At 62.9% G+C, this 23,275-nt stretch carries 22 protein-coding genes, 1 tRNA gene and 1 pseudogene; 13 read left to right on the top strand and 11 right to left on the bottom strand.

The window, feature by feature from the left end:
- Positions 1-10: 10 nt before the first annotated feature.
- From KZZ07_RS22825 to KZZ07_RS22790, 8 genes are all read left to right on the top strand, one after another.
- A complete protein-coding gene (locus KZZ07_RS22825) occupies positions 11-1,477 on the top strand; it encodes an NAD(P)-binding domain-containing protein (RefSeq protein ID WP_219517732.1) in 1,467 nt (488 codons plus the stop codon).
- On the top strand, positions 1,477-1,956 hold the full coding sequence (locus tag KZZ07_RS22820; RefSeq protein WP_367181451.1) for a hypothetical protein: 480 nt from the start codon (positions 1,477-1,479) through the stop codon (positions 1,954-1,956). Before KZZ07_RS22825 ends, KZZ07_RS22820 begins: the two co-directional genes overlap by 1 nt.
- Entirely contained in the window at positions 1,953-2,543 is a 591-nt protein-coding gene (locus KZZ07_RS22815; protein ID WP_219517730.1) for a peroxidase-related enzyme, read from the top strand. The genes KZZ07_RS22820 and KZZ07_RS22815 overlap by 4 nt, the downstream gene beginning before the upstream one ends.
- An 84-nt stretch (positions 2,544-2,627) precedes the next feature.
- The gene (locus tag KZZ07_RS22810; RefSeq protein ID WP_300534740.1) at positions 2,628-3,728 is read left to right on the top strand and encodes an NAD/NADP octopine/nopaline dehydrogenase family protein; all 1,101 of its coding nucleotides are present in this window, start codon (positions 2,628-2,630) and stop codon (positions 3,726-3,728) included.
- A gap of 51 nt (positions 3,729-3,779) precedes the next feature.
- Positions 3,780-4,889: an ABC transporter substrate-binding protein gene (locus KZZ07_RS22805; RefSeq protein ID WP_219517721.1), complete on the top strand. Its 1,110-nt coding sequence runs from the start codon at positions 3,780-3,782 to the stop codon at positions 4,887-4,889.
- A 73-nt stretch (positions 4,890-4,962) separates the two neighbouring features.
- Positions 4,963-5,952 (top strand): ABC transporter permease, encoded by a 990-nt coding sequence (locus KZZ07_RS22800; RefSeq protein ID WP_219517718.1) that lies wholly within the window; start codon positions 4,963-4,965, stop codon positions 5,950-5,952.
- Positions 5,953-5,966: 14 nt separating this feature from the next.
- The gene (locus KZZ07_RS22795) at positions 5,967-6,752 is read left to right on the top strand and encodes an ABC transporter permease (protein ID WP_219517813.1); all 786 of its coding nucleotides are present in this window, start codon (positions 5,967-5,969) and stop codon (positions 6,750-6,752) included.
- A 3-nt stretch (positions 6,753-6,755) separates the two neighbouring features.
- Positions 6,756-7,841 carry an ABC transporter ATP-binding protein gene (locus KZZ07_RS22790; protein WP_219517716.1) on the top strand — a complete coding sequence of 362 codons (1,086 nt, stop codon included), beginning with the start codon at positions 6,756-6,758 and terminating at the stop codon, positions 7,839-7,841.
- Between the two features lie 318 nt (positions 7,842-8,159).
- On the opposite strand, the pseudogene KZZ07_RS28135 reads toward KZZ07_RS22790, so the two are convergent.
- Positions 8,160-8,567: pseudogene (locus KZZ07_RS28135) on the bottom strand (DDE-type integrase/transposase/recombinase); the annotation flags it as partial.
- A 504-nt stretch (positions 8,568-9,071) separates the two neighbouring features.
- Here KZZ07_RS28135 and KZZ07_RS22780 point away from each other — a divergent pair.
- Genes KZZ07_RS22780 through KZZ07_RS22770 form a run of 3 tightly spaced genes read left to right on the top strand, consistent with a single transcriptional unit; the run spans position 9,072 to position 13,468 of the window.
- On the top strand, positions 9,072-10,352 hold the full coding sequence (locus KZZ07_RS22780; protein ID WP_219517714.1) for an ATP-grasp domain-containing protein: 1,281 nt from the start codon (positions 9,072-9,074) through the stop codon (positions 10,350-10,352).
- 15 nt (positions 10,353-10,367) lie between these two features.
- Positions 10,368-13,079: a hypothetical protein gene (locus tag KZZ07_RS22775; protein WP_219517712.1), complete on the top strand. Its 2,712-nt coding sequence runs from the start codon at positions 10,368-10,370 to the stop codon at positions 13,077-13,079.
- Positions 13,079-13,468, top strand: coding sequence for an acyl-CoA thioesterase (locus KZZ07_RS22770; RefSeq protein WP_219517709.1), 390 nt, complete (start codon positions 13,079-13,081; stop codon positions 13,466-13,468). Before KZZ07_RS22775 ends, KZZ07_RS22770 begins: the two co-directional genes overlap by 1 nt.
- Positions 13,469-13,576: 108 nt before the next feature.
- Here KZZ07_RS22770 and KZZ07_RS27830 read toward each other — a convergent pair whose 3' ends face one another.
- From KZZ07_RS27830 to KZZ07_RS22740, 7 genes are all read right to left on the bottom strand, one after another.
- Complete coding sequence (locus KZZ07_RS27830) at positions 13,577-13,738, bottom strand: hypothetical protein (protein ID WP_500862245.1); 162 nt, start codon at positions 13,736-13,738, stop codon at positions 13,577-13,579.
- Positions 13,739-13,803: 65 nt separating this feature from the next.
- Entirely contained in the window at positions 13,804-14,037 is a 234-nt protein-coding gene (locus KZZ07_RS28285; protein WP_500862244.1) for a GFA family protein, read from the bottom strand.
- Between the two features lie 108 nt (positions 14,038-14,145).
- Positions 14,146-15,234, bottom strand: a complete 1,089-nt coding sequence (locus KZZ07_RS22760; protein WP_255564536.1) for an ABC transporter substrate-binding protein — start codon at positions 15,232-15,234, stop codon at positions 14,146-14,148.
- Complete coding sequence (locus KZZ07_RS22755; RefSeq protein ID WP_219517699.1) at positions 15,231-16,622, bottom strand: sensor histidine kinase; 1,392 nt, start codon at positions 16,620-16,622, stop codon at positions 15,231-15,233. Before KZZ07_RS22755 ends, KZZ07_RS22760 begins: the two co-directional genes overlap by 4 nt.
- Positions 16,612-17,283 carry a response regulator transcription factor gene (locus tag KZZ07_RS22750; protein ID WP_255564535.1) on the bottom strand — a complete coding sequence of 224 codons (672 nt, stop codon included), beginning with the start codon at positions 17,281-17,283 and terminating at the stop codon, positions 16,612-16,614. Before KZZ07_RS22750 ends, KZZ07_RS22755 begins: the two co-directional genes overlap by 11 nt.
- A gap of 276 nt (positions 17,284-17,559) precedes the next feature.
- Positions 17,560-17,636: transfer RNA gene (locus KZZ07_RS22745), tRNA-Arg, on the bottom strand.
- Positions 17,637-17,679: 43 nt separating this feature from the next.
- The gene (locus KZZ07_RS22740) at positions 17,680-18,189 is read right to left on the bottom strand and encodes a GNAT family N-acetyltransferase (RefSeq protein ID WP_255564534.1); all 510 of its coding nucleotides are present in this window, start codon (positions 18,187-18,189) and stop codon (positions 17,680-17,682) included.
- A 143-nt stretch (positions 18,190-18,332) separates the two neighbouring features.
- Here KZZ07_RS22740 and KZZ07_RS22735 point away from each other — a divergent pair, with 143 nt between their 5' ends.
- Positions 18,333-18,524, top strand: coding sequence for a hypothetical protein (locus KZZ07_RS22735; protein ID WP_219517693.1), 192 nt, complete (start codon positions 18,333-18,335; stop codon positions 18,522-18,524).
- Between the two features lie 28 nt (positions 18,525-18,552).
- Here KZZ07_RS22735 and KZZ07_RS22730 read toward each other — a convergent pair whose 3' ends face one another.
- From KZZ07_RS22730 to KZZ07_RS22720, 3 genes are all read right to left on the bottom strand, one after another.
- Positions 18,553-19,470, bottom strand: a complete 918-nt coding sequence (locus KZZ07_RS22730; RefSeq protein WP_219517692.1) for an MYG1 family protein — start codon at positions 19,468-19,470, stop codon at positions 18,553-18,555.
- A gap of 146 nt (positions 19,471-19,616) precedes the next feature.
- Positions 19,617-19,928 carry an ETC complex I subunit gene (locus tag KZZ07_RS22725; RefSeq protein WP_219517689.1) on the bottom strand — a complete coding sequence of 104 codons (312 nt, stop codon included), beginning with the start codon at positions 19,926-19,928 and terminating at the stop codon, positions 19,617-19,619.
- A gap of 259 nt (positions 19,929-20,187) precedes the next feature.
- Entirely contained in the window at positions 20,188-20,637 is a 450-nt protein-coding gene (locus KZZ07_RS22720; protein ID WP_219517688.1) for a hypothetical protein, read from the bottom strand.
- 353 nt (positions 20,638-20,990) lie between these two features.
- Between KZZ07_RS22720 and uvrB the strand changes: the two genes are divergently transcribed.
- Positions 20,991-23,192, top strand: coding sequence for an excinuclease ABC subunit UvrB (gene uvrB, locus KZZ07_RS22715; protein ID WP_219517685.1), 2,202 nt, complete (start codon positions 20,991-20,993; stop codon positions 23,190-23,192).
- Positions 23,193-23,275: the final 83 nt, after the last annotated feature.

Below are 23,275 nucleotides of genomic sequence, written 5' to 3'. Positions count from 1 at the left end.
GAATGACGCAATGACACATGAATCTGCATCTCCGATCGACGGTCAGGGCCTGCCCTCTCTGGAGGCGCGCCTGCACGAGGACCTGAAATTCCTCTGCTGGCCCGGCAAGAACTGGGTCCCCCCGCGTGAAAGCGTGACGGATGTGGTCATCATCGGCGGCGGCATGTGCGGCATGGTGGCCTGGATGGCGCTGAAGACCGGCGGCATCCACAACATCCGCATGCTGGACCGCAGCCCCGAGGGACTGGAAGGCCCCTGGCTGACCTATGCGCGCATGGAGACGCTGCGCTCTCCCAAGGAGCTGACCGGCCCTGCCTACGGACATGGCGCCCTGAGCTTTCAGGCCTGGTATCGCGCGCAGTTCGGCACCGAGAAGTGGGAAAACCTGGACAAGATCCCGCGCCCGATGTGGATGGACTACCTGAAATGGTACCGTTCGGTGCTGAATATCCCGACGGAAAACGGTGTCTCCGTCGATTTGGTCGAACCCGAGGGCGACTTGCTGCGGCTGCACCTCTCCGGCGCGGCAGAAGAGTCGATCCTGACCCGCAAGCTGATCTTTGCCACCGGGCGCGACGGCACCGGACAGCCCAACATTCCCGGCTTTGTCGGCGGGCTTGACCGGAAATACTGGGCGCATAGCGCCGACGAGATCGATTTTGACACGCTCAAGGACAAACGCGTGGCGGTTGTCGGGGTCGGCGCCTCTGCCGTGGACAATGCCGCCGAGGCGCTGGAGCATGGCGCCGCCGAGGTCCGCCACCTGATCCGCCGCAAGGAGATGCCGACAATCAACAAGATGATGGGCATCGGCAGCTTTGGCTTCACCGCCGGGTATGCCAGCCTGCCGGACGAATGGCGCTGGCGGTTCATGCAGTACTCCTTTGCCACCCAGACGCCGCCGCCGCATGGTTCGACCAACCGGGTCAGCCGTCACCCGAACGCCCATTTCCACTTTGGCAAGGCTGTGCAGTCGACGGTTGAAAAGGACGGGGCGGTGCAGGTCGGCTTTGCCGATGGCACCTCTTACGAGGCGGATTTCGTGATCCTGGGCACCGGCTTTACCATCGACCCGCTGTCGCGGACGGAATTCGGTGAGGCGGCAGGGAACATCCTGCTGTGGCAGGACGTCTATACCCCCCCGGCGGACGAACCCTCACGCGACCTGGGCCGGTTCCCCTATTTGAACGATGACTTCACCTTCCGCGAGAAGGTGCCGGGCACCGCGCCCTGGCTGTCGAATGTCTACTGCTTCAACTACGGCGCCTCCGCCAGTCTGGGCAAGGTCAGCGGCGATATTCCGGGGATATCCGAGGGGGCCGGCTGGCTGGCACGCGAAGTGGCGGCCAAGCTCTATGCCGAGGACGTGGCGGAACACTGGCAGGCGATGCTGGCCTACGACAAGCCGGAACTGGACGGCAGCGAATGGACGCCGACCGAACTGGCCTGTGATGACAAGAAAGGGAAAGTGGCCTGATGGCTTTGGATACGACCGCATTGAACAGCGCCGGCATCGGGGCAGGCACGGCAGTGCAGGCCGCTGTCGAGGGACGCGCCAACATCTTCGAGATGACGCAGGCCGCCGAAGAGGCGGTGCTGCGCCCGAAGGATGCCGGACCGTGGAGCCATGATCTGCGCGCAGCACTGGCCGCGCGGATCGCAAAACTCAACGATGAGGCCGAGCTTGCTGCGCGTTATGCGGCCGATGCGGGGAAATTCGCCGCCCTGGTCGACCCCACCGGGAACGGCACCGCGCAGGGCCTGGCCGAGGTTGTCGGCTTCATGGACAAGGTTGCCGCTGACACCCGCCGGGTCGCGGGTGCCGACATCTCAGCGCTGCAATCTGCGGGCGTGGCGGATGCCGATATCGTCCGACTGGCCGAGCTGAATGCCTTTCTCGCCTACCAGATTCGGGTCATTGCCGGGCTGCGCCTGATGAAGGGGATGTCCGCATGACCAAAGTGATCACGAAATTCACCCGCAACGTGCCGCACTGGCAGCCGCGCGTGAAGCCCGTCGACCTGCAGGAAGCCTCGGACGAGCAACTGGATGCGCTGAAGGTCACCCCGTCGAACACCAAGGTTTCAGAGTATGTCCTGACGCTGGCGCATGACGTTGAAAGCCTGAAGGTGCGCTCGCCGCTCTTCAACGCGATCATGTACGACAAAGGCGGGATGAGCCGGTCTGAACGGGAACTCGGGGCGTTGGGCGCCTCGATGGTCAATCACTGCATCTATTGCGCCGCCGTTCATGCCATGCGCCACGCCCAGATCGAGAAATCGACCGAGGTGACGGACAAGCTGTTCCGCGATGGGGCCAAGGCCGATCTGGGTACACGTGACCGGGCCATTTTTGACTTTGCCGTGGCGCTGTCGGACTGCCCCTCACAGGCCGGGCCGGAACACATGCAGGCGCTGAAGGAGGCCGGGCTGAACGAGGCCGAGGTGCTGGATCTGATCCTTTCTGCCTCGCTGTTCGGCTGGGCCAACAGGCTGATGCATGTGCTGGGCGATCCTGTGCGGCTCGAAGATGCCGGAAAATAATCCATGAATTCCCAGATAGCGGATGACATTCCGCTAAACCGGTGTAGTGTGGGATGAAAGACCGCAAGCGATGAAGGTGTGGATGTGAGCAAGAAAGTTGGATTGGCGGGCGCGGGTTCGATCGCCTTCGGAACGGCAGCGGTGCTGCACGAGGCAGGACATGATCCGATGCTGTGGTCGCCCTCGGGAGCTGGCACGGTCGATCTGGCCGCGGGCGCTCCGCTGATCGCGAGTGGCGCGGCCGAGACCTCGCTGACCCCGCGGATCGCCGACAGCGCCGAGACCTTGGCACGCGAGAATGAGGTATTGATCCTCGCCCTGCCCGGCTACGGCCACAAGACGGTGCTGGACGCGTTGGCCCCGCATATCGAACCGCGCCATCAGGTGATCATCTCCTCTCATGCCTCGCTGGGCGCGGTCTACCTGATGCAGCTTCTGGCCGAGCGTGGCGTGACCGTGCCGATCACCGCCTGGGGCACGACGATCTGCACCGGGCGGCGTCAATCGGGCACCGAGGTCAAGGTCAACACCGTGCGCAGCAAGGTGGACCTCTGCACTGTGCCCGAGGACCGCTCGGCCGAGGCGCTGGAGCTTTGCCAGGCGCTTTTTGGCGACCGGTTCCAGCCGCGCGCTGGCCTGCTGGCGATCTCGCTGTCGAACCTCAACCCGCAGAACCACATGGGGATTGCCCTTGGCAACATCACCCGGATGGAACGCGGCGAAACCTGGAGCCAGGGCCAGAACGTCACGCCGACCGTCGGCCGCCTGCTGGAAGAGCTAGATCTCGAACGGCTCGAGATCGCAAAGGCGCTGGGACTGGAGGTCAAGACGATCTTCGAGCATTTCCACCTGTCGTTTCACGTCCCCGTCGCCTCGATTTCCGAGATGAACCAGCAGATGCATGCACAGGGCAATGGCGGAACCGGACCGGCGACAGCCGACAGCCGCTACGTGACCGAGGACGTGCCCTACGGGCTGGTGCTGACCGCAGCGCTGGGACGGCTGACCGGACATCCCGCGCCGCTGCACGAGGCGGGCATCCGCATCTTCTCGGCCATGTACGGACGGGATTTCGAAGCTGAAAACGAGATCCTAAAGGCACTTGATCTGGACAGCTACAGCCTTGACGATCTGAAACAGGCGGCGAACACCGGCCTGCTACGGCAGCCCGAAAACACCGCCTGACTCCGGTAACGAGTAATCAAAAAAACCATCCGACCAACAAGGAGACCAACAATGACCAAACTGATCCTCAACCGCCGCCGCTTTCTGGGCACGGCCGCAGCGACCGGTGCTGCACTGGCTTCGCCGGCCTACCTGCGCCGCGCTTCCGCCCAGTCGGGCGGCGAGGTGAACATCTGGACCTACAACAACTTCGTACCCGACGCCTTCAAGGAGCAGTTCGAGGCCGAGACCGGGATCAAGGTCAACGTCCGCCTCGTGGATGACCAGGGCAAGCAGTTCAACCTGCTGGCCGCCGAACAGCCGAACCCGACCGTGGACATCATGACGGTCGCCGGGCACCGCTTTTTGCAGTTCATCGACAGCGAATTGCTGGCGCCCCTAGACACCGACCGCCTGTCCAACTGGAACAAGATCAACCCGACCTTCTCGGAATCGGACTGGTCGACGATCAACGGCAACAAGTGGGGCGCGCCGATCCTGTCGGGGATGGAGGTGCTGTCCTACAACACCGAATATGTCACCGAAGAAGAGGCTCTGACCTGGGACACGCTGTTCAGCGACAAGTACAAGGGCCAGACCGCCTATATCATCCAGGACATGATGTCGATCGTCATGCTGATGAAGGGATATGACGGCAACATGGTCGCCTATCTCGATGACCCGGAAAAGGCCGCCGCTATCGTCGAGGAGGCCAAGCAGTTCCTGATCGAGAAAAAGCCGCTGGTGCGCAAGTACTACGATGGCGGCGCCGAGTTCCAGCAGATGATGGTCAACCAGGACATCATGCTGGGCCATTCCTGGAACGGCCCTGCTGCGGCGCTGATCAATGACGGCTTCCCGCTGGCCATGACCATCCCGCGCGAAGGGTCCTACGGCTTTGTTTACACCTACAACATCGCCAACAACGCACCGAACGCGGACAACGCCTATACCTTCCTTGATGCCATCCTGTCGTCGCCCGAAATCGGCGCCGCAATGACCAAGGCGTCGGGCTTCATCTCGACCTACAAGGACGCGACGAACCATCTGACCGACCTTGAGAAGAAATCGACCTCCTTCCCGGATGAACAGCTGGCGAACCTGCAGTTCTTCCGCGCCGAGGCGAACGAGATGAAATACGGCCTGGTCGATCCGGCCGTCGAGGCCATCAAAGCCGCTTGATCCCCTGACGAAACCCGTTCCTGTCCCGTGCAAGTCGCGGGTCAGGAACCCTGATTTTCCGAAAGACGACCTCATGACCTATGACGCATCCGCGCAAAAGCAGGACGGGCGAGCTATGGCTAAAGAGACCTCGGAGAGGACATTCTGGGGCCGGCTGGCCTCTTGGGGGCCGTACCATGCGCTGATGCACCTGGCGACAGCCTCGCCGCGCCGCCAGTTCCTGATCCTTGCCGCTTTCCCGATCCTCTGGATCCTGACCCAGCACCTTGGCCCGATGCTGCAGATGCTGCGGGTGTCGCTGACTGATGCCTACCCGGTCGCGCCCGGGGTGGAGCAGCATTTCACGCTGGAAAACTACGCCCGTTTCTTCGGTGACAGCATCTTCTGGCAGCCGTTTTTCCGCACGCTGATCTTTGCCGGCGTCTTTACCTTCTGCACGCTCGTCCTGACCTATCCGGTGGCCTATTTCCTGGCCCGGCACGTCAGCCGCAAGAACCAGATGCTGTTCCTTCTGCTGCTCTTGATCCCCTTCTGGGTCGGTGAAATCGTGCGCACCTATGCCATCATGATCCTGCTGGGAAATACCGGCGCCGTGAACCTGGCGCTGAAGACGCTCGGCCTGATCGACCGGCCGATCCCCTTCATGTACACGAGCTTTTCGATGGGAGTGGGCATCGTCTACCTGACCGCACTCTACATGCTGCTGCCGCTCTATTCGGCGCTGGAGAAACTTCCGAAAAGCATGAACGAAGCCGCTGCCGACCTGGGCGCGGGCGCCTGGACACGGTTCCGCCGCGTGTCGCTGCCGCTGACGATCGAGGGCATTTCCTCGGGCTGCACACTGGTCTTCCTGATCTCGACCGGCTTTTACGCCACCCCGGTTCTGCTGGGCGGGCCGTCGACCACGGTCTTTGCCGAAACCATCGCGGGCTTCTTCCACGTTGCCGGGGATGAATGGCCGACCGGGGCCGCCTTCGCCACGATCATGTTCATGGCCGCCCTGATCATCACCACGGTGTTCCAGAAACTGATGAACAGCCTGCGCAAGGGAGACAAGAAATGAACAACCGTGTCGAACTGTTTCGCGGCAACCGCATCTTCCTGAGCTGTGTCTACTGGGCCTTCGTGCTCTATGTCTTTGTGCCGCTGATCCTGATGGTGCTCATGGGGTTCAAGGACTCCAAGTTCATCGGCTTCCCGATCCGGTCCTGGACCCTGGACTGGTACACCGGTGTCTTCTCGGACGCCCAGGTCCTGTCGACCTTCGGCTATTCGGTCGCCATTGCGGTTCTGTCGACGCTGATTTCCGTCGTGGTGGGCACATGGATCGCCGTGCTCCTGGAAGGACGCAAGTTTGTGGGCCGTGGCGTGACCTTCGGCCTGACGGTGCTGCCCGCGCTGGTGCCGGGCATCATCTCGGCCATCGCCTTCCGCATCTATGCCCGCTATCTGGGGATCGAGCCCGGCATGGGCGCGATCATCTGGGCGCACGCGGTGCACAATGTGCCCTTCGTGGTGCTGGTGGTCATGGCGCGCCTGTCCACCCTGCCCAAGAGCCAGATCGAAGCCGCCCGCGATCTGGGCGCGGATCCCTTCATCGCGTTTGCCCGGATCACGTTGCCCTATCTCGTACCCGCCATCCTAGGCGCCTCGATCTTCTGCCTGCTGTTGTCGTTCGACGACTTCGTGCGCTCTTTCTTCCTGGGCGGCTACGAACCGACGCTGCCGGTGCTGATCTTTGCCAAGCTGAAATCGGGCATGAGCCCGGAAATCAACGCCATCGCGACCGTCGCGCTGCTTTTGACCGCCGTGATCGGCGTCTGGGCAGAGCGTTTCACGCGCCGCATGAACAAGGAATCCTGATCCATGACCGACCAGACACCTCTTGTGCGCATCGAGGGCCTGTCCAAGCATTTTGGAGAGACCGTCGCGCTGGACAACCTGACGCTGGACATCGCGCGGGGCGAGTTCGTGACCTTCCTCGGCCCCTCGGGGTGCGGTAAATCCACGACGCTCCGGATCCTGGGCGGCTTCGAACGCCCGACAACGGGCCGCGTTATCCTCGACGGTGAGGATGTGACCAACCAGGCACCCGAGAAACGCCATGTGAACATGGTGTTTCAGGACTATGCCCTGTTCCCGCACATGACAGTGGCCAAGAACATTTCCTTCGGGCTCGAACTCAAGGGAATGGGCAAGTCCGAGATCAAGCGGCGTTCGGACGAGATCATGTCCTTTCTCGAACTCGAGTCCTATGCCGACCGTTACCCGGTGCAACTGTCCGGCGGCCAGCGGCAGCGCGTGGCGCTGGCCCGGGCGCTGGCGCCCGACCCCTCGCTCTTGCTGCTGGACGAGCCGCTGGGGGCGCTGGACGCGAAACTGCGCGGCCAGGTGCAACAGGAACTGAAGTCGATCCAGCGCCGCACCAACAAGACTTTCTTCTTCGTGACTCACGACCAGGAAGAAGCATTGACCATGTCGGACCGCATCGTTGTCATGAACAAGGGCCGGGTCGAACAGGACGGCACGCCGGAAGAACTCTACTTCCGCCCGGCCAGCCGCTTTGTGGCAGAGTTCATCGGCGAGACGAACCTGTTGTCCGGCTGGATGCGCGGCACCGAAGGCGACAAGGTTGTCATGGACTGGGAAGGCACGACGCTCAAGGGCACCGCACCCGGCGGCGTCCCGACCGAGGGCAAGCCGATCACCGCTTCGGTCCGGCTTGAGAAACTGGGGTTCCATGCCGATCGCCCGCAGACCGCGAACGCGGTGCAGGGGCGCGTCGTCGGCAAGACGTTCCTCGGGTCCCGCATGGCGATGCAGATTGCCGTGGGAGACAAGGGAGACGCCCTGTTGAAGGCATATGTGGATGCCGAGATCGGCCAGTCGGTCGGCAGCGATCCGATCTGGATCGGTTGGGAGGCAGACAGCATGGCGGTGCTGAACGATTGATCTTGCACGGACAGGCCATCACACCCAGAGATCTCGGTCGGGGCCCTGTTGCACAAAGGCCAAAGTGCGTGCCATCGTCTGTGCCCGGCGTGGTAGGGGATATGTAAAAGCCCTGCCCCCGAGCCAAAGGACGGGGATCTGGCCGTCCGAAAACGCGGCCCTGGGGAAGCGCGGTTCCCCGACCATCCGGCTCGATCCGGACAAGGTCGGGGCACCGCACCTTCCCGCCCTCAAGGCCGACCGCCACACGGTCATCCCCCGGTTCTTCCGGGGCTTGGCCGTGGAGTTCTCGCTGCCCTCTTCAGTTTCCCTGCGAGCGGTCATGCCGCCGTTGCCCATGTTGGGGCATTCGGTGTCGCAGGACCAGGGCCACTCAATGGCAATCGGCTGCGCCTTTTCGATAGTTTCGAAGATGTAGAGGTTCAACCTTTCGTACCGGACCGTCCGAGCGCACCACCTAGGCGTTCTGTTGCGGCTTCCCGGGCTGGATGTGGGTCACCCATTCCATCAAGGTGCCACCGATGTATTCGGGGCCGATGTCCACGCGGATCGTCTTGGGCTTGCCGCGCCATTCGATGATGTTTCCAGGCTGCGGATGACGCGTTCCGCGGGCAATGAGAAATCTGCCTCAATGCCCAGACCGTCCCTGTTGAAGGCGTCCAGCACGTTCAGCAGCCGGAAGGCATGTCCGTCAGTCAGCCGATCGGCCATGAAGTCCATCGACCAGGTTTATTCCGCCTGCATGCGCGGGTCCGCAAACATGGCCTTCAATCGCCTGTTCTTATCCTCCGGGCTCGTCATCTGGCTGATCATCGACGCGGCCACGCCGCCATACGTCGCGGGCATTTGCAAAACGATGCCATGCTCACGGCAAAGCTCGGCAACCGGAACGCCGCCCCGGCTTGGCGCAGGATCGCAAGGATCCGTGGTTCGCCAAATCTCGTCATCTTCATCAGAATCTCCTCAGGTTTCTTGCTGAGAAAATCCTACGTCCGCATCCCCTTGGATTTGCGAAGGATTCCCCATGCCAAATCGAACTCAGCGGGACATCCGGACGGTTGCGCCGAAGAACCGAGTGCGATCTGGATTGCATGGTGTCTGTCCCATCCTCCGCTTTTGCAGCCCCCACAGCGGCGGGTCAGCCTTCCTGACAGGTAGGCGACAGCTTGGCCCCCTAAAAGGCGCCTCGAATGGCGCGGTGGGGAGCCGCGGGCTTTGAGGAGGAGTCACATGCAAATCACTGGACTGTTGCACGGGTCGCGACTTTTGAAACACGTGGATTTCCCATGCTCGGAGGTGCTGGGACCAGGTGCGAGCGAGGATGAAATCCAGGCGTTTCTGGACAAGCACGGGCTGGTGTTCGTGAAACCGATCTTCAAGGGCGCCATCGGCAAGAAAGGCAAGGCCGGCCTTGTCGGCATGGTGCGTGATCTGAAATCGGCCTTGGCCGAGAAGGAGCGGCTCTATTTCGCCGAGCATAAGCACGGCAACGTCACCGCCAAGGCCAATGGCGTGACCTTCGAGGCCGGTGTGCCCGCCGAGCACGAGGTCTATTTCTCGATCACCGACGACAGCCAGTTTCGCGCGCCGACCATGACGCTCACCCATCGCGGCGGGGTCGATATCGAGGAACTGGGCAAGGACGAAATCGTCACGGTGCCTTTCGACGCGCTGACCGGGCTCAAGGCTTTTGTCGTCGCCAATGCGCTGACCGATATCGGCGCGCCGAAGGAGATCATCTCGCCGCTGGTGCAGCAACTGCCCAAGCTTTGGGAATTGATGCACCACTACGGCATGACCACGCTGGAACTGAACCCGATCCGGATGCGCCCCGGAAAGAACGGTCGCCTGATGCCCGTCGCCTGCGATTTCAAATGCGGCTTTGACCGCGACGACCCGCGCGTGGCGCGGCTCGGCCTGCCCGATCAGCTGTTCGCCTCGGACATTTCGCCCTTTGAACAAGAGGTCAACCAGCTGCGCACCCACCAGGGGCAGTCGGATGTCTTCGTGATCAACGAAAAGGGCACCATTCTTGCGCCCACCTTTGGCGGCGGAGCCAACAGCCTGGTGACCGAAGTGCTGGGCGATGCGGCGATCATTTCATCAGACTTTGGCGGCAACCCGCCGTATGAAAAGATGAAATCCGTCGCCTCGATCTGCTACAAGCATTTCCTTGCCCAGACCAACGTCCTGTTCATCATCGGCGGCAAGTCGAACAACACCGACATTCTCGAAACCCTCCGGGGCATGGGCGACGCGCTGCGCGAGCATTTCGCGACGCGCGGGCCGGTTCCGCTTTATGTCGTGGTGGGGCGCGGCGGGCCAAACCTCGTGCGCGGCTTTGGCAACCTGGCCGATACGCTCGACAGCCTTGGCCTGCCCTACCGGTTCTTCGGCTTCGACAGCGCGATTTCGGAAGTGGTGAACTATGCCAAGGACGTCGATTTGTGGATGCGCGATGGCGGACGCGAAGAGATCGCGCGCCACCTTGGCATTTCGGCTGCGGCCTGAGGGGGAGGAAAGACAATGAACAAGCAGAGAATTCAGGGCTTTCCCTATTATCTCGGCATCAACGCGCTGAGCGACATGGCCACGCGCGAAGATCGCGTTTGCGTGCTCAATATCATGGGCGGCGAATCCCGTCAGGTGACGCCGACGAGCCACGCCTTTTCCGGCGGCAACGTGGTGTTCGGCACCGCCCCCGGCAAGGCGGGCAGTGTGCTGAAGACGCCCGCAGGCGACATACCGGTCTACAACAACGTGCGTGAGGGGCTGGACGCCGGGCATGATTTCAATGTCGGCGTTGTCTACCTGCCACCCTCAGGGGTGCGCGACGGCGTGGCCGAACTGATCCGCGTGAACAGCGGCCTCGAAAAGATCGTCATCATCACCGAGAAGATCGCGGTGCATGACGCCCGCGAAATCCGCGCCATGGCGCAGGCCAACAACATCGACATCGTCGGCGGCAACTGCCTTGGCGTGGCCGACAGCTGGAACCGGGTGCGGATCGGCGGCGCGCTTGGTGGCGACCACCCGGACGAGTCGCTGCTCAAGGGATCGGTGTCGATCTTTTCCAACTCCGGCGGCTTCACAACCACCATCGCGCAGTATCTCGCGACTGAGGGCTGGGGCACGACGACGCTGATCTCGTCAGGCAAGGACGTTTACATCCATTACGCGGCCCGCGATTTCGCCCATGCGTTGAAGAACGACGACCGCACCAAGGCGGCGGTTCTTTATGTCGAGCCGGGTGGCTACTACGAGCACGACATTGATTTTGGCAAGCCGACCGTCGCCTGCGTGGTCGGACGCTGGAAATCGAAACTGACGCGTGCGGTCGGACATGCCGGGGCGATGGCCGGCACCGGCGACAAGGCCGAAGACAAGGAAAACTGGTTTATCGAGGCCTTCGGCACAGAAGGCGTCTACACGCCCGACAACCCGGTGGTGTCGAAAAAGGGCGCCGTGGTAAACAACATCTCCGACATTCCGGCGGCCCTGACGGCGGTGATGGAGCTGAACGGCGAAACGCCCGATTTTCCGTCGACCGGCAGTCTGGCGCTAAAACCGTGGATGGCCAATGATCGCGGTCTGAACCTGCCCGAGGAACTGGCGCTGAAGCCTGTGAAGCCCTCGGCTCCCTATGACGAGCAGGTCGAGGCACTGAAGGAGCATATCGGCGCAATGGTCGCTCGCCAGACGATGAAGGACAAATCCGGCGCCTCGGTGATGGACCCGAAAAGCCAGGTGACGAGCGTGCACGGGCATTCCGTTCTCGATCTCGCGCTGGAGCCGCTGGAGGCCAATTTCGCGCTGCCGCTGGTGCATGAAATCGCCAACGAGAATGGCCGCGCGCTGCTGGACGTGGCCGTCGCGGCAGAGGTCAACCTGGTGGGCGATCCGATCCTGGTGGCGGCGGATGCCGCCCGCGAGGCTGGAAACGCGCCGAATGCCGTCATGGCCACGGCTGCGGCGATCGTCGGGCCGAACCGGCTGGAACGCGCGCTGAACTGCACGGACATGCTGATCGAGCTTTTCGCCCATTCCGGGCTGCAGGACGGCAGTGACGAGGATTTCGACACCTCCGGCATCACGCTGGACGAACAGTCTCGTGCGCTCTTTCTGGCCGGCCCCGAGGACAAGGACGACCCACGTCCCGAGGCGATGCTGAAGGCGGTCGCGGCACGGGGCGGCAAGTCGGTCTTCCTGAAATTCCTCGGCGGTCTCGACGCGAGGCTCAACCGCGATGCGATCTTGGCGGCGATTGCGCTGACCATTTCCTGGGGGCCGCTGATGCGCAAGCGGATCACCAAGCTGACGGCGCATACCCTGCCGTGGTACCTGCGGCTCTACGGTGTGATGGTCGGCGCGACGATCCCCGGGACGCATCACCAGTCCGGATCGCTCTGCGGCATCCCCCGTGAAGAGCGGTTCTCGGAATGGACCATGGCCGATCTCTGCTACCTGGCGATGACCGGCAAGAAACCGACGCCCGAGGAATCCCTGCCGCTGCAGATCCTCGTCGGGCTTCTGATCTCCAACGGTCCCGGCTCGATCTCGGCCCAGGGCGCCAAGGGGGCGGTGGCCGCAGACGGCCCGCAAACGCCCGATCGCGTGCAGATCAACAAGGCGATGCTCGGGTTTCTCAGCCATTGCGGCTACAGCCACGGCGGCAACGGCTTTGAAGGCATGGCCTTCCTGCTGCAAGAGTTCGAGGGCAAGGGGCTGACGGATCCGACTGATCCGAACCACGGCATCGACCTGAAACAGATGGCCCGCGACTTTGCCAAGGACTACAAGCGTGCCAAGGCCGAGGCCAAGGAGCTTGGATCCGAGGTGCGCGCGCTGCCTGGCGTCCATCACCCGATCTTCAAGGGCAAGCCGGTCAACCATGACCCGCGCGAACGCTTCATTGCCGGGTTCATGAAAGAGCGGGGCGACTACAATATCTTCCACGCCTTCTACCGTGAGCTGGTGCAGGCGCTCTACGATACCGGCGCGTCGCGCTATGTGTTCTGCGTCAATGTCGACGCGGTCATCGCCGCCTTGCTGTTGTCGCTCTTGTGGAAGGACTACCAGTCCGGCGCGCTGAAAAAGCACGATCTGGAGAACGCCGCCTTTACGGTGTTCCTCTATGGCCGGATGATCGGCTCTGCTGCGGAAATCGACGACCACCTGAACCGGGGGCGGAACATGGACACCCGGACGCCGGCCTCGGCCTGTGGGCACGTGGTCTGATGGAGGGCGTGGACACCCCGCCGGCCGGCAGCCCCGCGATCCGCACGATCGCCATGCCGGCAGACACCAACCCGGCGGGCGACATCTTTGGTGGCTGGCTCATGTCACAGATGGACCTGGCGGCGGGCAACCTTGCCGCACTCACCGCGCGCGGCCGGGCCGCAACGGTCGCGGTCGATGGAATGAAGTTCCATCGACCGGTGAGGGTCGGCGATGAGGTGTCCCTCTATGCCGAGATCACGCGCCTCGGGCGGACCTCGATGAATATCCACGTGACAGCCTGGCGACGAAGTCGCGCCAGCGAGGACAGCGAGAAGGTTACCTGCGCCACCTTCGCCTTCGTCGCGCTGGACACGGACGGTCGGCCAAGGCCGGTGGCCGAGAACTAGGGGAACAACGCAGGCAATTCGAAAGGTCCCGAATTGCCTGCGGGGTGCTTTGGCGTATGGCAGCTACGCGGGACGAAGGGGACACTACTCAAACCATCGTCTCGTATTTCAAGGTGCTTTCAAGAACGCAGTCGCTGTCGCATCCGAGCGCTCAAGATCATCATCGATATGTAGCCAAGGAAGGCATTCGCCCTCGTGTGCATGGACTTCGGGTGAGAGGCTTCCCGCTTGATCAATAACGCCCAGTGAAATGAAAACCTGATTTGGCAGATAGTCGTAAATGCCTGCCAGAGACGAACCGCAGCTGTCGCAAAAAGTCCGTAAAATGCCTGGGTTTATACTGACGCTTTTCCCCTGTTCGGTTTGAACACAACCGCGTTCACATCAAATGCTGCGAAGGCCGCAACGGGTCCACCCGTTGCACGGCGACAATCGTCGCAATGGCAGTAAGCCACGGCTTGCGGTTTTGATGAACTACGGAAAGTTATCGCGCCACAGTAACATCTACCAGTGATCGTATCAGGGTAAGAGTTCACCAATGCGACAGCATTCCCCGCACTACCTGACATGTCAACTTGGGGCCCGAAGTCGTCATCTGACGGTTACCGTCGGCTTTGGCGATCTGCTGGCAGCAGGGGTTCTTCCGTTTCCGCCAACCCCCAGACCGGTCGTCGTGATCATTTCGGCCGCGCCTCGGTGCCGCCGGTTTCATTCGGGAAGGTCGACCGCCAGAGCGCGACGAAATCCCGCCGCTTGTGTTGGTCGAGGCCCACCAAAAGGGACGGCGTGAGGGCAATGGGCCGAAAGCTTGTTTCCGGCGTCTCCGGCAGGCGCAGGGCGGCAGGTGCCCGGTCGTCGGTTCTCACGATCAGGTGTGCCGCCTCCAGGGCCGACCGACCGGTCTCGGACAGCATGAAATCCAGGAACGCCCCGGCCAGCTCCGGCTCTGCGGCCTGCCGGGGGATCAACGCGGCGCGGGACAGGACCAGCGTGTAGTCGTCGGGCGCCACGGCGGCAATGTCCGGGTTTTCCTCGGCCCGGGCCAGCGCATAGGAGCCGAGGACGTTATAGGCGATCAGGTAGGTGCCGTCGGCCACGCCGTCGATGATCTCGGACGAGCAACAGGTGGCAACCGCGCCGCTGCGCCCGAAGGCTTCGATCAGGCTGCCGAAGGTCGTGGCCTGTTGCGCGTCGGCAAAGGCAAAAAGATACCCCAGCCCCGAGGCCTCGATATCATAGGTGGCGACCCGCCCGCGAAACCGGCTGTCCTCGGGGCGCAGCAGGTCGATCAGGTCGAACCGCGAGCGCGGCACCTCTGCGTCGTCGATCAGGCGCCTGTTATAGACGATCACCGCGAGTTCGCGGGTGATGCCGAAGACCTCGTCACGCCAGTTGGCGACCTGCGGCAGGGAGGCGGTTCCGGTCGACCGATGCGCCCTGGCGCAGCCGTCATTGGCGAGCTTGACCTGAAGATCGACGGCGGAGCTGATCACCATGTCGGCGGCCTGCCCGCCCCTTTTGCAATCCGTCAGGGTCACCTCGAACAGATCGTTCGAGCCCCATTGCTCGTAGTCGATGCCAAGCCCGCCCGGGCGGGACGCAAACAGTTGCAGCACCGTTTCGAACCGGGCGATATCGGTGGTGCCGCGCACCAGCAGACGACGCCCGGCATCGGCGGGGCCATAGGATTTCAAGGCTTCGGGGACGGGCTGGGCCGCCGCTGCGCCAGCCAGAAGCATCGCAATCACAAGGGCAATCCGTTTCATGGCTCCGCCTCCCTGACTTTCGGCAGCTCCAGGAAGACCTCGAAGCGATCGTCGGCGGGGCGCCGGATCGTCATCCGACCGCCATGCGCCTGGGCCACCGCGCTGACGATGGACAGCCCAAGCCCGGCACTGGTCGAGGACACGCCGGAGCGTTTCGCAAAGCGTTTGCCCGCATCTGCCCACAAACCTTCCGCCATTCCGTCGCCCCTATCACGCACACCGATGTTGAGCGCCGCGCCGTCGTCGCGCACGAAGACGGTGATCGGCGGCTTGCCATAGGCGGTCGCGTTGTTGATCAGGTTCTTGCAGGCCTCGACCAGCGATAATGCGTCGCCGTCACAGACCATCGGCGCCTCGGGCAGATCGATCCGCACGACCCGTTCGGACCCCGACAGGGTCTGATCGAACTGGTCCACGGCGTCACTGGCCACCACCCGCAGATCCACCGGCGCCAAGTCGACGCTGTCGGCGCGGTGAATGATCATCGCGTGGTTCAGAAGCTGGTCGGTCAGCCGGCTCAGGTTGCGCGACCGTTCGTGGATTTTTTCGACGATACGCAGCTGGTCTTCGGCATCGGTGGCCTCTCGCGCCAGCTCGGCCTGCGCCCGGAGCGCCGCAATCGGCGTACGCAGCTGGTGCGAGGCGTCGGCGATCAGCGTGCGCATGACCCGCAACTGGCGGTCGATCCGTCCGATGAAGCGGTTCAAAGCCGCGACCAGGCTGGCAATCTCCTGCGGCACCTCGACGTCGACCGGTGTCAGGTCGCGACTGGAACGCAGCGCGAAATCGCGCTCGATCCGGTGCAGCGGACGCAGGGCGGAGTTCACCGCCAGAACCGCAAGCCCGGAAATTACCAGCCCGACCACAGCCACCGCCAACAGCGCATTTCGCGTGATCTGCTGCGTCAGTTCGCGGCGCGCTTCGGTGGTCTGACCGACGACGACGTCCACCGCACCCAGGAAAGAGCGCTCGGCAATCTGCCGTCTGACATGCACGTACCGCGCCGGTTCCCCGGCAAAGCTGCCGCTGAAAAACCGGCCGTCGCCCTCGGGAAGCGCCACCGTGTCATAGCCGGTGACCAGCCGCCCCCGGTCATCGAACACGGCATAGACCACACGGTCCCTTGGGGCCAGCGACAGCAGCTCGAAGGCCGAGACCGGGATATCGACGATCACCTCGCCGTCCCGCAGCCCCAGCGATCCGGCGATCTGGTTGGCCGCTCCGACCAGCAGCCTGTCATAGGATTGCTGCGCCGCGCTGCGGCCATAGGCATAGGCCGCCAGCGACACCGCCACGCCGCCAATGGCGAGCACCAGGGCCAGCGCCACGCCGAGCCGGAAACTCAGAGACCCGGTCAGCCGTGCTCCGGCCCGCGCCCTAGTCTTCATCGACCATCTGATAGCCAAGCCCACGCAACGTCTTGATGGTGATCTGGCTGTTGCAGAGCTTCTTGCGCAACCGGCCGACATAAAGTTCGACAGCGTTCGGGCTGACCTCTTCATCGTTGAAGGAATACAGTCGGTCGAGTAGCTTGTCCTTCGGCACCACCCGTTCGCGGTTGGCAAGCAGGATTTCCAGCACGTTGATCTCGCGCCGGGCCAGCGACACCGGGCGGCCCTTGACCTCGACCGTCAGGCCGGCGGGGTCGAAAGTGATGTCACCGAACTCGATGACGCCTGAGCGATCCACGTCCTGCCGACGCAGCATCGCCCGTACACGGGCGTGCAATTCGCGCAGATCGAATGGCTTGATCAGGTAGTCATCCGCCCCCTTGTCGAGCGCCGCGACGCGGTCCTCGATGTCGGAACGTGCGGTCAGCATCAGCACCGGTGTTGATTTGCCGCGATTGCGCAGGCTTGCGAGAACCTCTGTGCCCAACCCGTCGGGCAGGCCGATATCAAGGATGATGACGTCGTAATCCTGCACTGCAAGCGCGCCTCCGGCCTCGTCGACCGAACCCACATGGTCCACGGCATCGCCGCGATGCCCGAAGCTTGCGACAATGGCGTCCGCGACATCCGCAGTATCTTCGACCAGAAGCAGACGCATATCCGCTGACGTTCCTCCCTGCGCCAGCATCCGTCAGTTTCGAAAGAAAAGCCAGTAGCTGCAATGCCGCCCGCATCCGCGCAACCGGTCTGGCAGGTTCGCGACAGTTTCAGAACGTCGTGGGGGGGGCAGGTCACCCGATCAGGGCGCATCGGGTCAGGTCATCATGGCAGGGGTGGTCACAAAACGCTGTCCGAGGCACAGGAACACATCGAATTCGCTCCGGGCGGAAAACAGGCCAAAAAATGAGGCCGCATCATATGCCTGCAGAAACTTTGGCGATCCCTGAAGGACTCGAACCCTCAACCTGCTGATTAGAAGTCAGCTGCTCTATCCAGTTGAGCTAAGGGACCGCTGCGCCCGGTTTTGCAGACTTTCCCCGGGCAGGGCAAGTATTCACAATGATCGGCACATGAAAACGCTCAACGGGTCCAGCTGATAGCCGCCGAATGGCGGGCACGGCTCAAACCCCTGTGACAGGTAGAGCGCGCGTGCCGCCGCGAACTCAGGGGCTGTTCCGGTTTCAAGGCAGGCGCCGCCGGCCCCGGCTTCGCGGGCCATGTCCATCATTCCCGACAGCAGCAGATGTCCCAACCCGCGACTGCGGGCCGTCGCAGCCACATGCATGCTCTTGAGCTCAACGACCGGGCCGCAGCCTGCAAGAGACGCGGGCGCCGCGCCCTCGACCACGGTTTTGAGCGCGCCAACCGCCAGGGCGGTTCCGTCCTCTTCGAACAGGGCAAAGACCTTGGCGCCTTCGGCCTGCAGATCCTCACCCGTCATGACGTGACAGCTTTCTTCGGGGCTTTGCGCACGCATCAACGCATGATGGGCCGCCAGGAGAGCCTCGACCTGCGCAGAGGGGCCGGCAACTTCGGCGAGTTTCGGGGACGTCAGGCGGGACAAAGGAACCTCGGGCTGTGTCGGGACAATCGGAACCGGCCTGGCGCGGAATGACAGCTGGACGCGGTTTCGCGGCAGCCTAGGCGCAGGCATCGCAGAGCGCAAAGCGAAAGCCAATCCACCGCGCGGACCCGGTTGATCGCCCGTTGGGTCCTTACCTGTCAGGCTTTGCCGGAACGGGATCGGAGATCGCCACCGTACCGCTTGATGCCGCCGAGGCCCTGACCGGTGATCATGACTTTGCCTCAGGCACCGTGACGGGCGCCTTTGTCCCGCCCTCCGATCCGCAGCCAGAGAGCGCGGTCAACGCGCCAGAACTTGCGACGGAAGTGTCCTGAGCCGCGAAAGGCCTGCCCAAACTGTGCTTCAGGCCACCTCGGCCACAGCGCGCTCTGCCATGCGCATGACGGCCTCGCGCGTCGACGCGACGGCGATGAACCGCGCGTTATGGCAAAACTTGGCACCCGAAACGCCGCTGGCCGCTTCAAGCGCCGCGTCGGTCAGACCGGCCCAGGCCTCTGGCAGGTCGGCGCGGCTCTCAAAGGTGTCGCCGCTTTTCCGGATGGTGGTCAGCGCCCAGTCGCTGTCGCGCGGATGGACGACGAACAGCAAATGATCCGCGCCGGATTTCTCGACTGCCGCGCGGAAGGGCATCCCCATTGGCAGTTCCAGAATGTGCGAGGCCCCCGCCTTTTCGATGGCGGCAAGGACGATGGCCTCGGCCCGGCGCTTTGCGGCCTTGCCCCGGACCGCTGCCTCGACAAAAGCCCGCGCGACCTCGAGCGCCCGCAGGAATGCCCGGTCGTCCAGGTCCGCGCCTCGCTCGTCGAAGGTGGGCTTCAGGGTTTCCAGCAGCACAGGAAGGGTCATCCCCGCCAGAGGCCCCGCCACCGAAGGTTCCAGCGCCCCGTTGTCCATCAGGTCGATCGGCAGGACAAAGCCCTGGTCGAACGCGCGGTGAATGCTCTCGACATCCGCTTCGGGCACATCAAGCGCTCGCAGATAGTCGTGACCGAAATGACACCAGATAAGCCCGAAAGAGCTGTAGGGCTGGCCGTCGTCGCGCAGCGGATTCGGTCTCTGGTGATGGTCGAAGACGCCTGCTGCCGGATCATAGGCCCGCCCCACATCATAAACGACCCTGTCCGAACCCGGCGAAATCCACTTCGGGTCTCGCGACCGGACCAGCTTTGCGTCCGGAAAGAGCCGGGTCAGAATCACCGAGGACAAAAGCTCATCCGCGTGGAAACCGCCGGAGTGGGTGACAAGATGCGTGATGCTCAATTCCAAGGCCTCCGGTCGGGCGTGAAACAAAAGGAGCGACCGTTCGGGCCGCCCGCTGCGTTGTCATCTTGCCATTCAGGATGATTGTACCCGGAGGGACGCAGCATCCGACATATCACGTCCTCAGGCACGCCCGTTGTTCAGCTTCAATGGGTCCAGGCAGATCGCCGGTCCACAGCGAAGTTCTCGGCATAGCCGCGCGGACGAATGTTGGGCTTGCGCTTTTTCGGCTCGAACACCTGGGCATCGATGCCGTGTTCCCGGGCATAAGCCACCGCCGCGTCCTTGCTCTCAAAGCGCAGGCGCACCTGGGACTGCGTGTCCTGGGACGAGGTCCAGCCCATCAACGGATCAACCGACCGGGGAGACTCCGGCGCAAAGTCGAGAATCCAGGTCTTGGTCTTGGCCTGCCCCGAGGACATGGCTGTCTTGGCCGGCTGATAAATGCGTGCCCGCATGGCGCACCTCCTGTCATTCGCCATCTTTCTGCGTGATATGCGGTGATGACACAAGGTCTGCAAGCGCGCCCTTTGTCACATTTTTCCGGGAAGGGACAAGCAGGCAATGACCAGGACAGGGACGCGGGGAGCGAGGGATGGGCGAATGCGGGCCCGCCCGGATCAAAAGCTCTGCTTGCCTTGCGAAAAGATATATTTCGGTCGCGCATTAACGCAATATCTATCTTTCCCCCTTGCGCAGCGCGACGCTCCGCCGGGGTCAGGCCAGCAGCCAGTCAACCAGTTCTTCAAGGTTGTAGGATACCATCAGATTGTCCTGATCCTCGAAATTGTAGCCACTTGCGGTGCCCTGGAACATCCGCAGGGTTCCAAAACCGGTCTCGCTGTCCACCAAATAGCCGCGCCGGACGCCGGACCTGGCGGGAAACCGGGGGATGATGAAGGCGTGGGAGCGAAATTCCGACGCCGTATAGAAAGAGAAGTCATGACCGCGGAAGTCCCATAGCGTCGGAAGGCCGGGACCGAACCGAGGATCCTCGACAAGACATCTCATCGCCTCGGCCACTTCTTCGTGGCGCATGTAGCCCGTCGGCTGACCGCGCAAAAGCCTGCGGCCATCGCCGAACCGCCAGACCATCAGGATCACCGATCCTTCGGCCCCGGCAACTTCGACCGTGGCCTCTGTTCTGCAGTCAGGCAACCTACCCATTCTCGGTTCCCCTTATTGCGCCCCCCTCTCCTTGGAGGGGAGCCTCCCATTCTCCAAAGGTTATCCAACTCCCGCCAGGGTTGAAAGATCTTCCTCTGTCGCCGCGCACCTTACCCGGCGTCGACAGGTGTTTTCGCAGCCTGCCCGCAAACGCATAACCGCATGAAAGAGGTTTTCTCCAGAACCGAGTGCATTTGTCCGGCGCGCCAGCCCATCCTCAGGGCCACTTGGTCAGGCCTGCAGGGCGCAGGCTTTTCCACGGCAATCCGGCGCCCGTTTCTCCACCGGACGCGGGCCTCCCCTTGTCGGGCCCTCCTTGGCGCGACATATTCCGCAGGGAACGGAGCCTCCCCATGCACAACAATTCCCCCGAACAGATGCCCGCGCTGCTGCATGCGCCAGCCCCAGATGTCCGAGAGCGTGAAAAGCTCGAAGGGGGCAAGCGGTTCGTCATGCAGACCGATTTCGCCCCGGCCGGCGACCAGCCCACCGCGATCGCCGAACTCACAGGTGGCGTGAACGCGGGTGAGCGTGACCAGGTCCTGCTGGGTGCCACCGGCACGGGCAAGACCTTCACGATGGCCAAGGTGATCGAGGAAACCCAGCGCCCCGCAATTATCCTTGCCCCCAACAAGACGCTGGCCGCGCAGCTTTACGGCGAATTCAAGGGCTTCTTCCCCGACAATGCCGTGGAATACTTCGTCAGCTACTACGACTATTACCAGCCAGAGGCCTATGTCGCCCGCAGCGACACCTATATCGAGAAGGAAAGCCAGATCAACGAACAGATCGACCGGATGCGCCACTCGGCCACCCGGGCGCTGTTGGAACGTGATGACGTGATTATCGTGGCCTCGGTTTCCTGTATCTACGGCATCGGCTCGGTCGAAACCTATGGCGCGATGACCCAGGACCTGCATACGGGCCGCGAATACGAGATGCGGAAAGTGATGGCCGACCTCATTGCCCAGCAGTACCGACGCAACGATCAGGCGTTCCAGCGCGGGTCCTTCCGCGTGCGGGGCGATTCCCTGGAAATCTGGCCCGCGCACCTTGAAGATCGGGCCTGGAAACTGTCCTTTTTCGGAGAAGAGCTGGAAAACATCACCGAGTTTGACCCGCTGACCGGCACAAAGACCGACACATTCGACCGTATCCGCATCTACGCCAACAGCCACTACGTCACGCCGCGCCCGACGATGAACCAGGCCATCATCGGCATCAAGAAAGAGCTGCGCCAGCGGCTCGATCAACTGGTGGGCGAAGGCAAGCTGCTGGAAGCGCAGCGGCTGGAACAGCGCACCAATTTCGATCTGGAAATGCTGGAGGCAACTGGCGTCTGCAACGGGATCGAGAACTACTCGCGCTACCTGACGGGCCGCGCGCCGGGCGAACCGCCCCCCACCCTCTTCGAATTCATTCCCGACAGCGCCATCGTCTTCGCCGACGAATCCCACGTCTCCGTCCCGCAGATCGGCGGCATGTTCAAAGGCGACTACCGACGCAAGTTCACGCTGGCCGAACACGGTTTCCGCCTGCCCTCCTGCATGGACAACCGCCCGCTCAAGTTCGAGGAATGGGACGCCATGCGCCCGCAATCGGTCTTCGTCTCGGCCACGCCCGCCGCCTGGGAGATGGAACAGACCGGCGGCGTCTTCACCGAGCAGGTCATCCGCCCCACCGGCCTCCTAGACCCCGAGGTCGAGATCCGCCCCGTCGAGATGCAGGTGGACGACCTCCTGGACGAGGTACGGCGGGTGACGGCAGCGGGCTATCGGACGCTGGCCACGACCCTGACAAAGCGGATGGCCGAGGATCTGACCGAATACATGCATGAACAGGGCATCAAGGTCCGCTACATGCACTCGGACATCGACACGATCGAACGAATCGAGATCCTGCGCGATTTGCGGCTAGGCGCCTTCGACGTGCTGGTGGGCATCAACCTGCTGCGCGAGGGCCTCGACATCCCCGAATGCGGGCTGGTCGCCATTCTGGACGCCGACAAGGAGGGCTTCCTGCGCTCTGAAACCTCGTTGATCCAGACCATCGGGCGGGCCGCGCGGAACGCCGATGGCCGCGTGATCATGTATGCCGACCGCGTGACCGGCTCGATGGAACGCGCGCTGGCAGAGACCAACCGCCGCCGCGAAAAGCAGGTCGCCTACAACGAGGAACACGGCATCACGCCGGCGACGATCAAGAAGAACGTCGAGGACATCCTTCAAGGGCTCTACAAAGGAGACGTGGACATGAACCGCGTCACCGCCCAGATCGACCCGAAACGACAGGGCGCGAACCTGCAGGCGGTGCTGGACGGGCTGCGCACCGACATGCGCAAGGCCGCCGAGAACCTGGAATTCGAAGAAGCCGCACGCCTGCGGGACGAGATCAAGCGGTTGGAGGCGGTCGACCTCGCCGTCCACGACGACCCGCTGGCGCGTCAGCAGGCGGTTGAACGGGCGTCAGACGCGGCGGTGAAGTCCAAGGGGCGGTCAACGGCGGGGAAGCCGGGGCAGCGTGGGGGGAATGTGAAGCGGAGGAGGAAGGGGTAGTGAGTGTGACCTGCCCCCAAAGAACTGGGCCATTCAAAAGTAGAGTTTGTTCTCGTAACGTTCAAAACGACGAGGAGAACAGA

The sequence above is a fragment of the Mameliella sp. CS4 genome, from assembly GCF_019392335.1.
Taxonomy (GTDB): Bacteria; Pseudomonadota; Alphaproteobacteria; order Rhodobacterales; family Rhodobacteraceae; genus Antarctobacter.
Note: the sequence above shows the minus strand (reverse complement) of the source record. Positions and strands in the feature narration are given on the sequence as shown.

Coding starts and splice junctions, on each gene's coding strand:
- KZZ07_RS22825 (WP_219517732.1), top strand. CDS start 11: ATGACACATGAATCTGCATCTCCGATCGACGGTCAGGGCCTGCCCTCT.
- KZZ07_RS22820 (WP_367181451.1), top strand. CDS start 1,477: ATGGCTTTGGATACGACCGCATTGAACAGCGCCGGCATCGGGGCAGGC.
- KZZ07_RS22815 (WP_219517730.1), top strand. CDS start 1,953: ATGACCAAAGTGATCACGAAATTCACCCGCAACGTGCCGCACTGGCAG.
- KZZ07_RS22805 (WP_219517721.1), top strand. CDS start 3,780: ATGACCAAACTGATCCTCAACCGCCGCCGCTTTCTGGGCACGGCCGCA.
- KZZ07_RS22800 (WP_219517718.1), top strand. CDS start 4,963: ATGACCTATGACGCATCCGCGCAAAAGCAGGACGGGCGAGCTATGGCT.
- KZZ07_RS22790 (WP_219517716.1), top strand. CDS start 6,756: ATGACCGACCAGACACCTCTTGTGCGCATCGAGGGCCTGTCCAAGCAT.
- KZZ07_RS22780 (WP_219517714.1), top strand. CDS start 9,072: ATGCAAATCACTGGACTGTTGCACGGGTCGCGACTTTTGAAACACGTG.
- KZZ07_RS22775 (WP_219517712.1), top strand. CDS start 10,368: ATGAACAAGCAGAGAATTCAGGGCTTTCCCTATTATCTCGGCATCAAC.
- KZZ07_RS22770 (WP_219517709.1), top strand. CDS start 13,079: ATGGAGGGCGTGGACACCCCGCCGGCCGGCAGCCCCGCGATCCGCACG.
- KZZ07_RS28285 (WP_500862244.1), bottom strand. CDS start 14,037: ATGTCAGGTAGTGCGGGGAATGCTGTCGCATTGGTGAACTCTTACCCT.
- KZZ07_RS22760 (WP_255564536.1), bottom strand. CDS start 15,234: ATGAAACGGATTGCCCTTGTGATTGCGATGCTTCTGGCTGGCGCAGCG.
- KZZ07_RS22755 (WP_219517699.1), bottom strand. CDS start 16,622: ATGAAGACTAGGGCGCGGGCCGGAGCACGGCTGACCGGGTCTCTGAGT.
- KZZ07_RS22750 (WP_255564535.1), bottom strand. CDS start 17,283: ATGCGTCTGCTTCTGGTCGAAGATACTGCGGATGTCGCGGACGCCATT.
- KZZ07_RS22725 (WP_219517689.1), bottom strand. CDS start 19,928: ATGCGGGCACGCATTTATCAGCCGGCCAAGACAGCCATGTCCTCGGGG.
- KZZ07_RS22720 (WP_219517688.1), bottom strand. CDS start 20,637: ATGGGTAGGTTGCCTGACTGCAGAACAGAGGCCACGGTCGAAGTTGCC.
- uvrB (WP_219517685.1), top strand. CDS start 20,991: ATGCACAACAATTCCCCCGAACAGATGCCCGCGCTGCTGCATGCGCCA.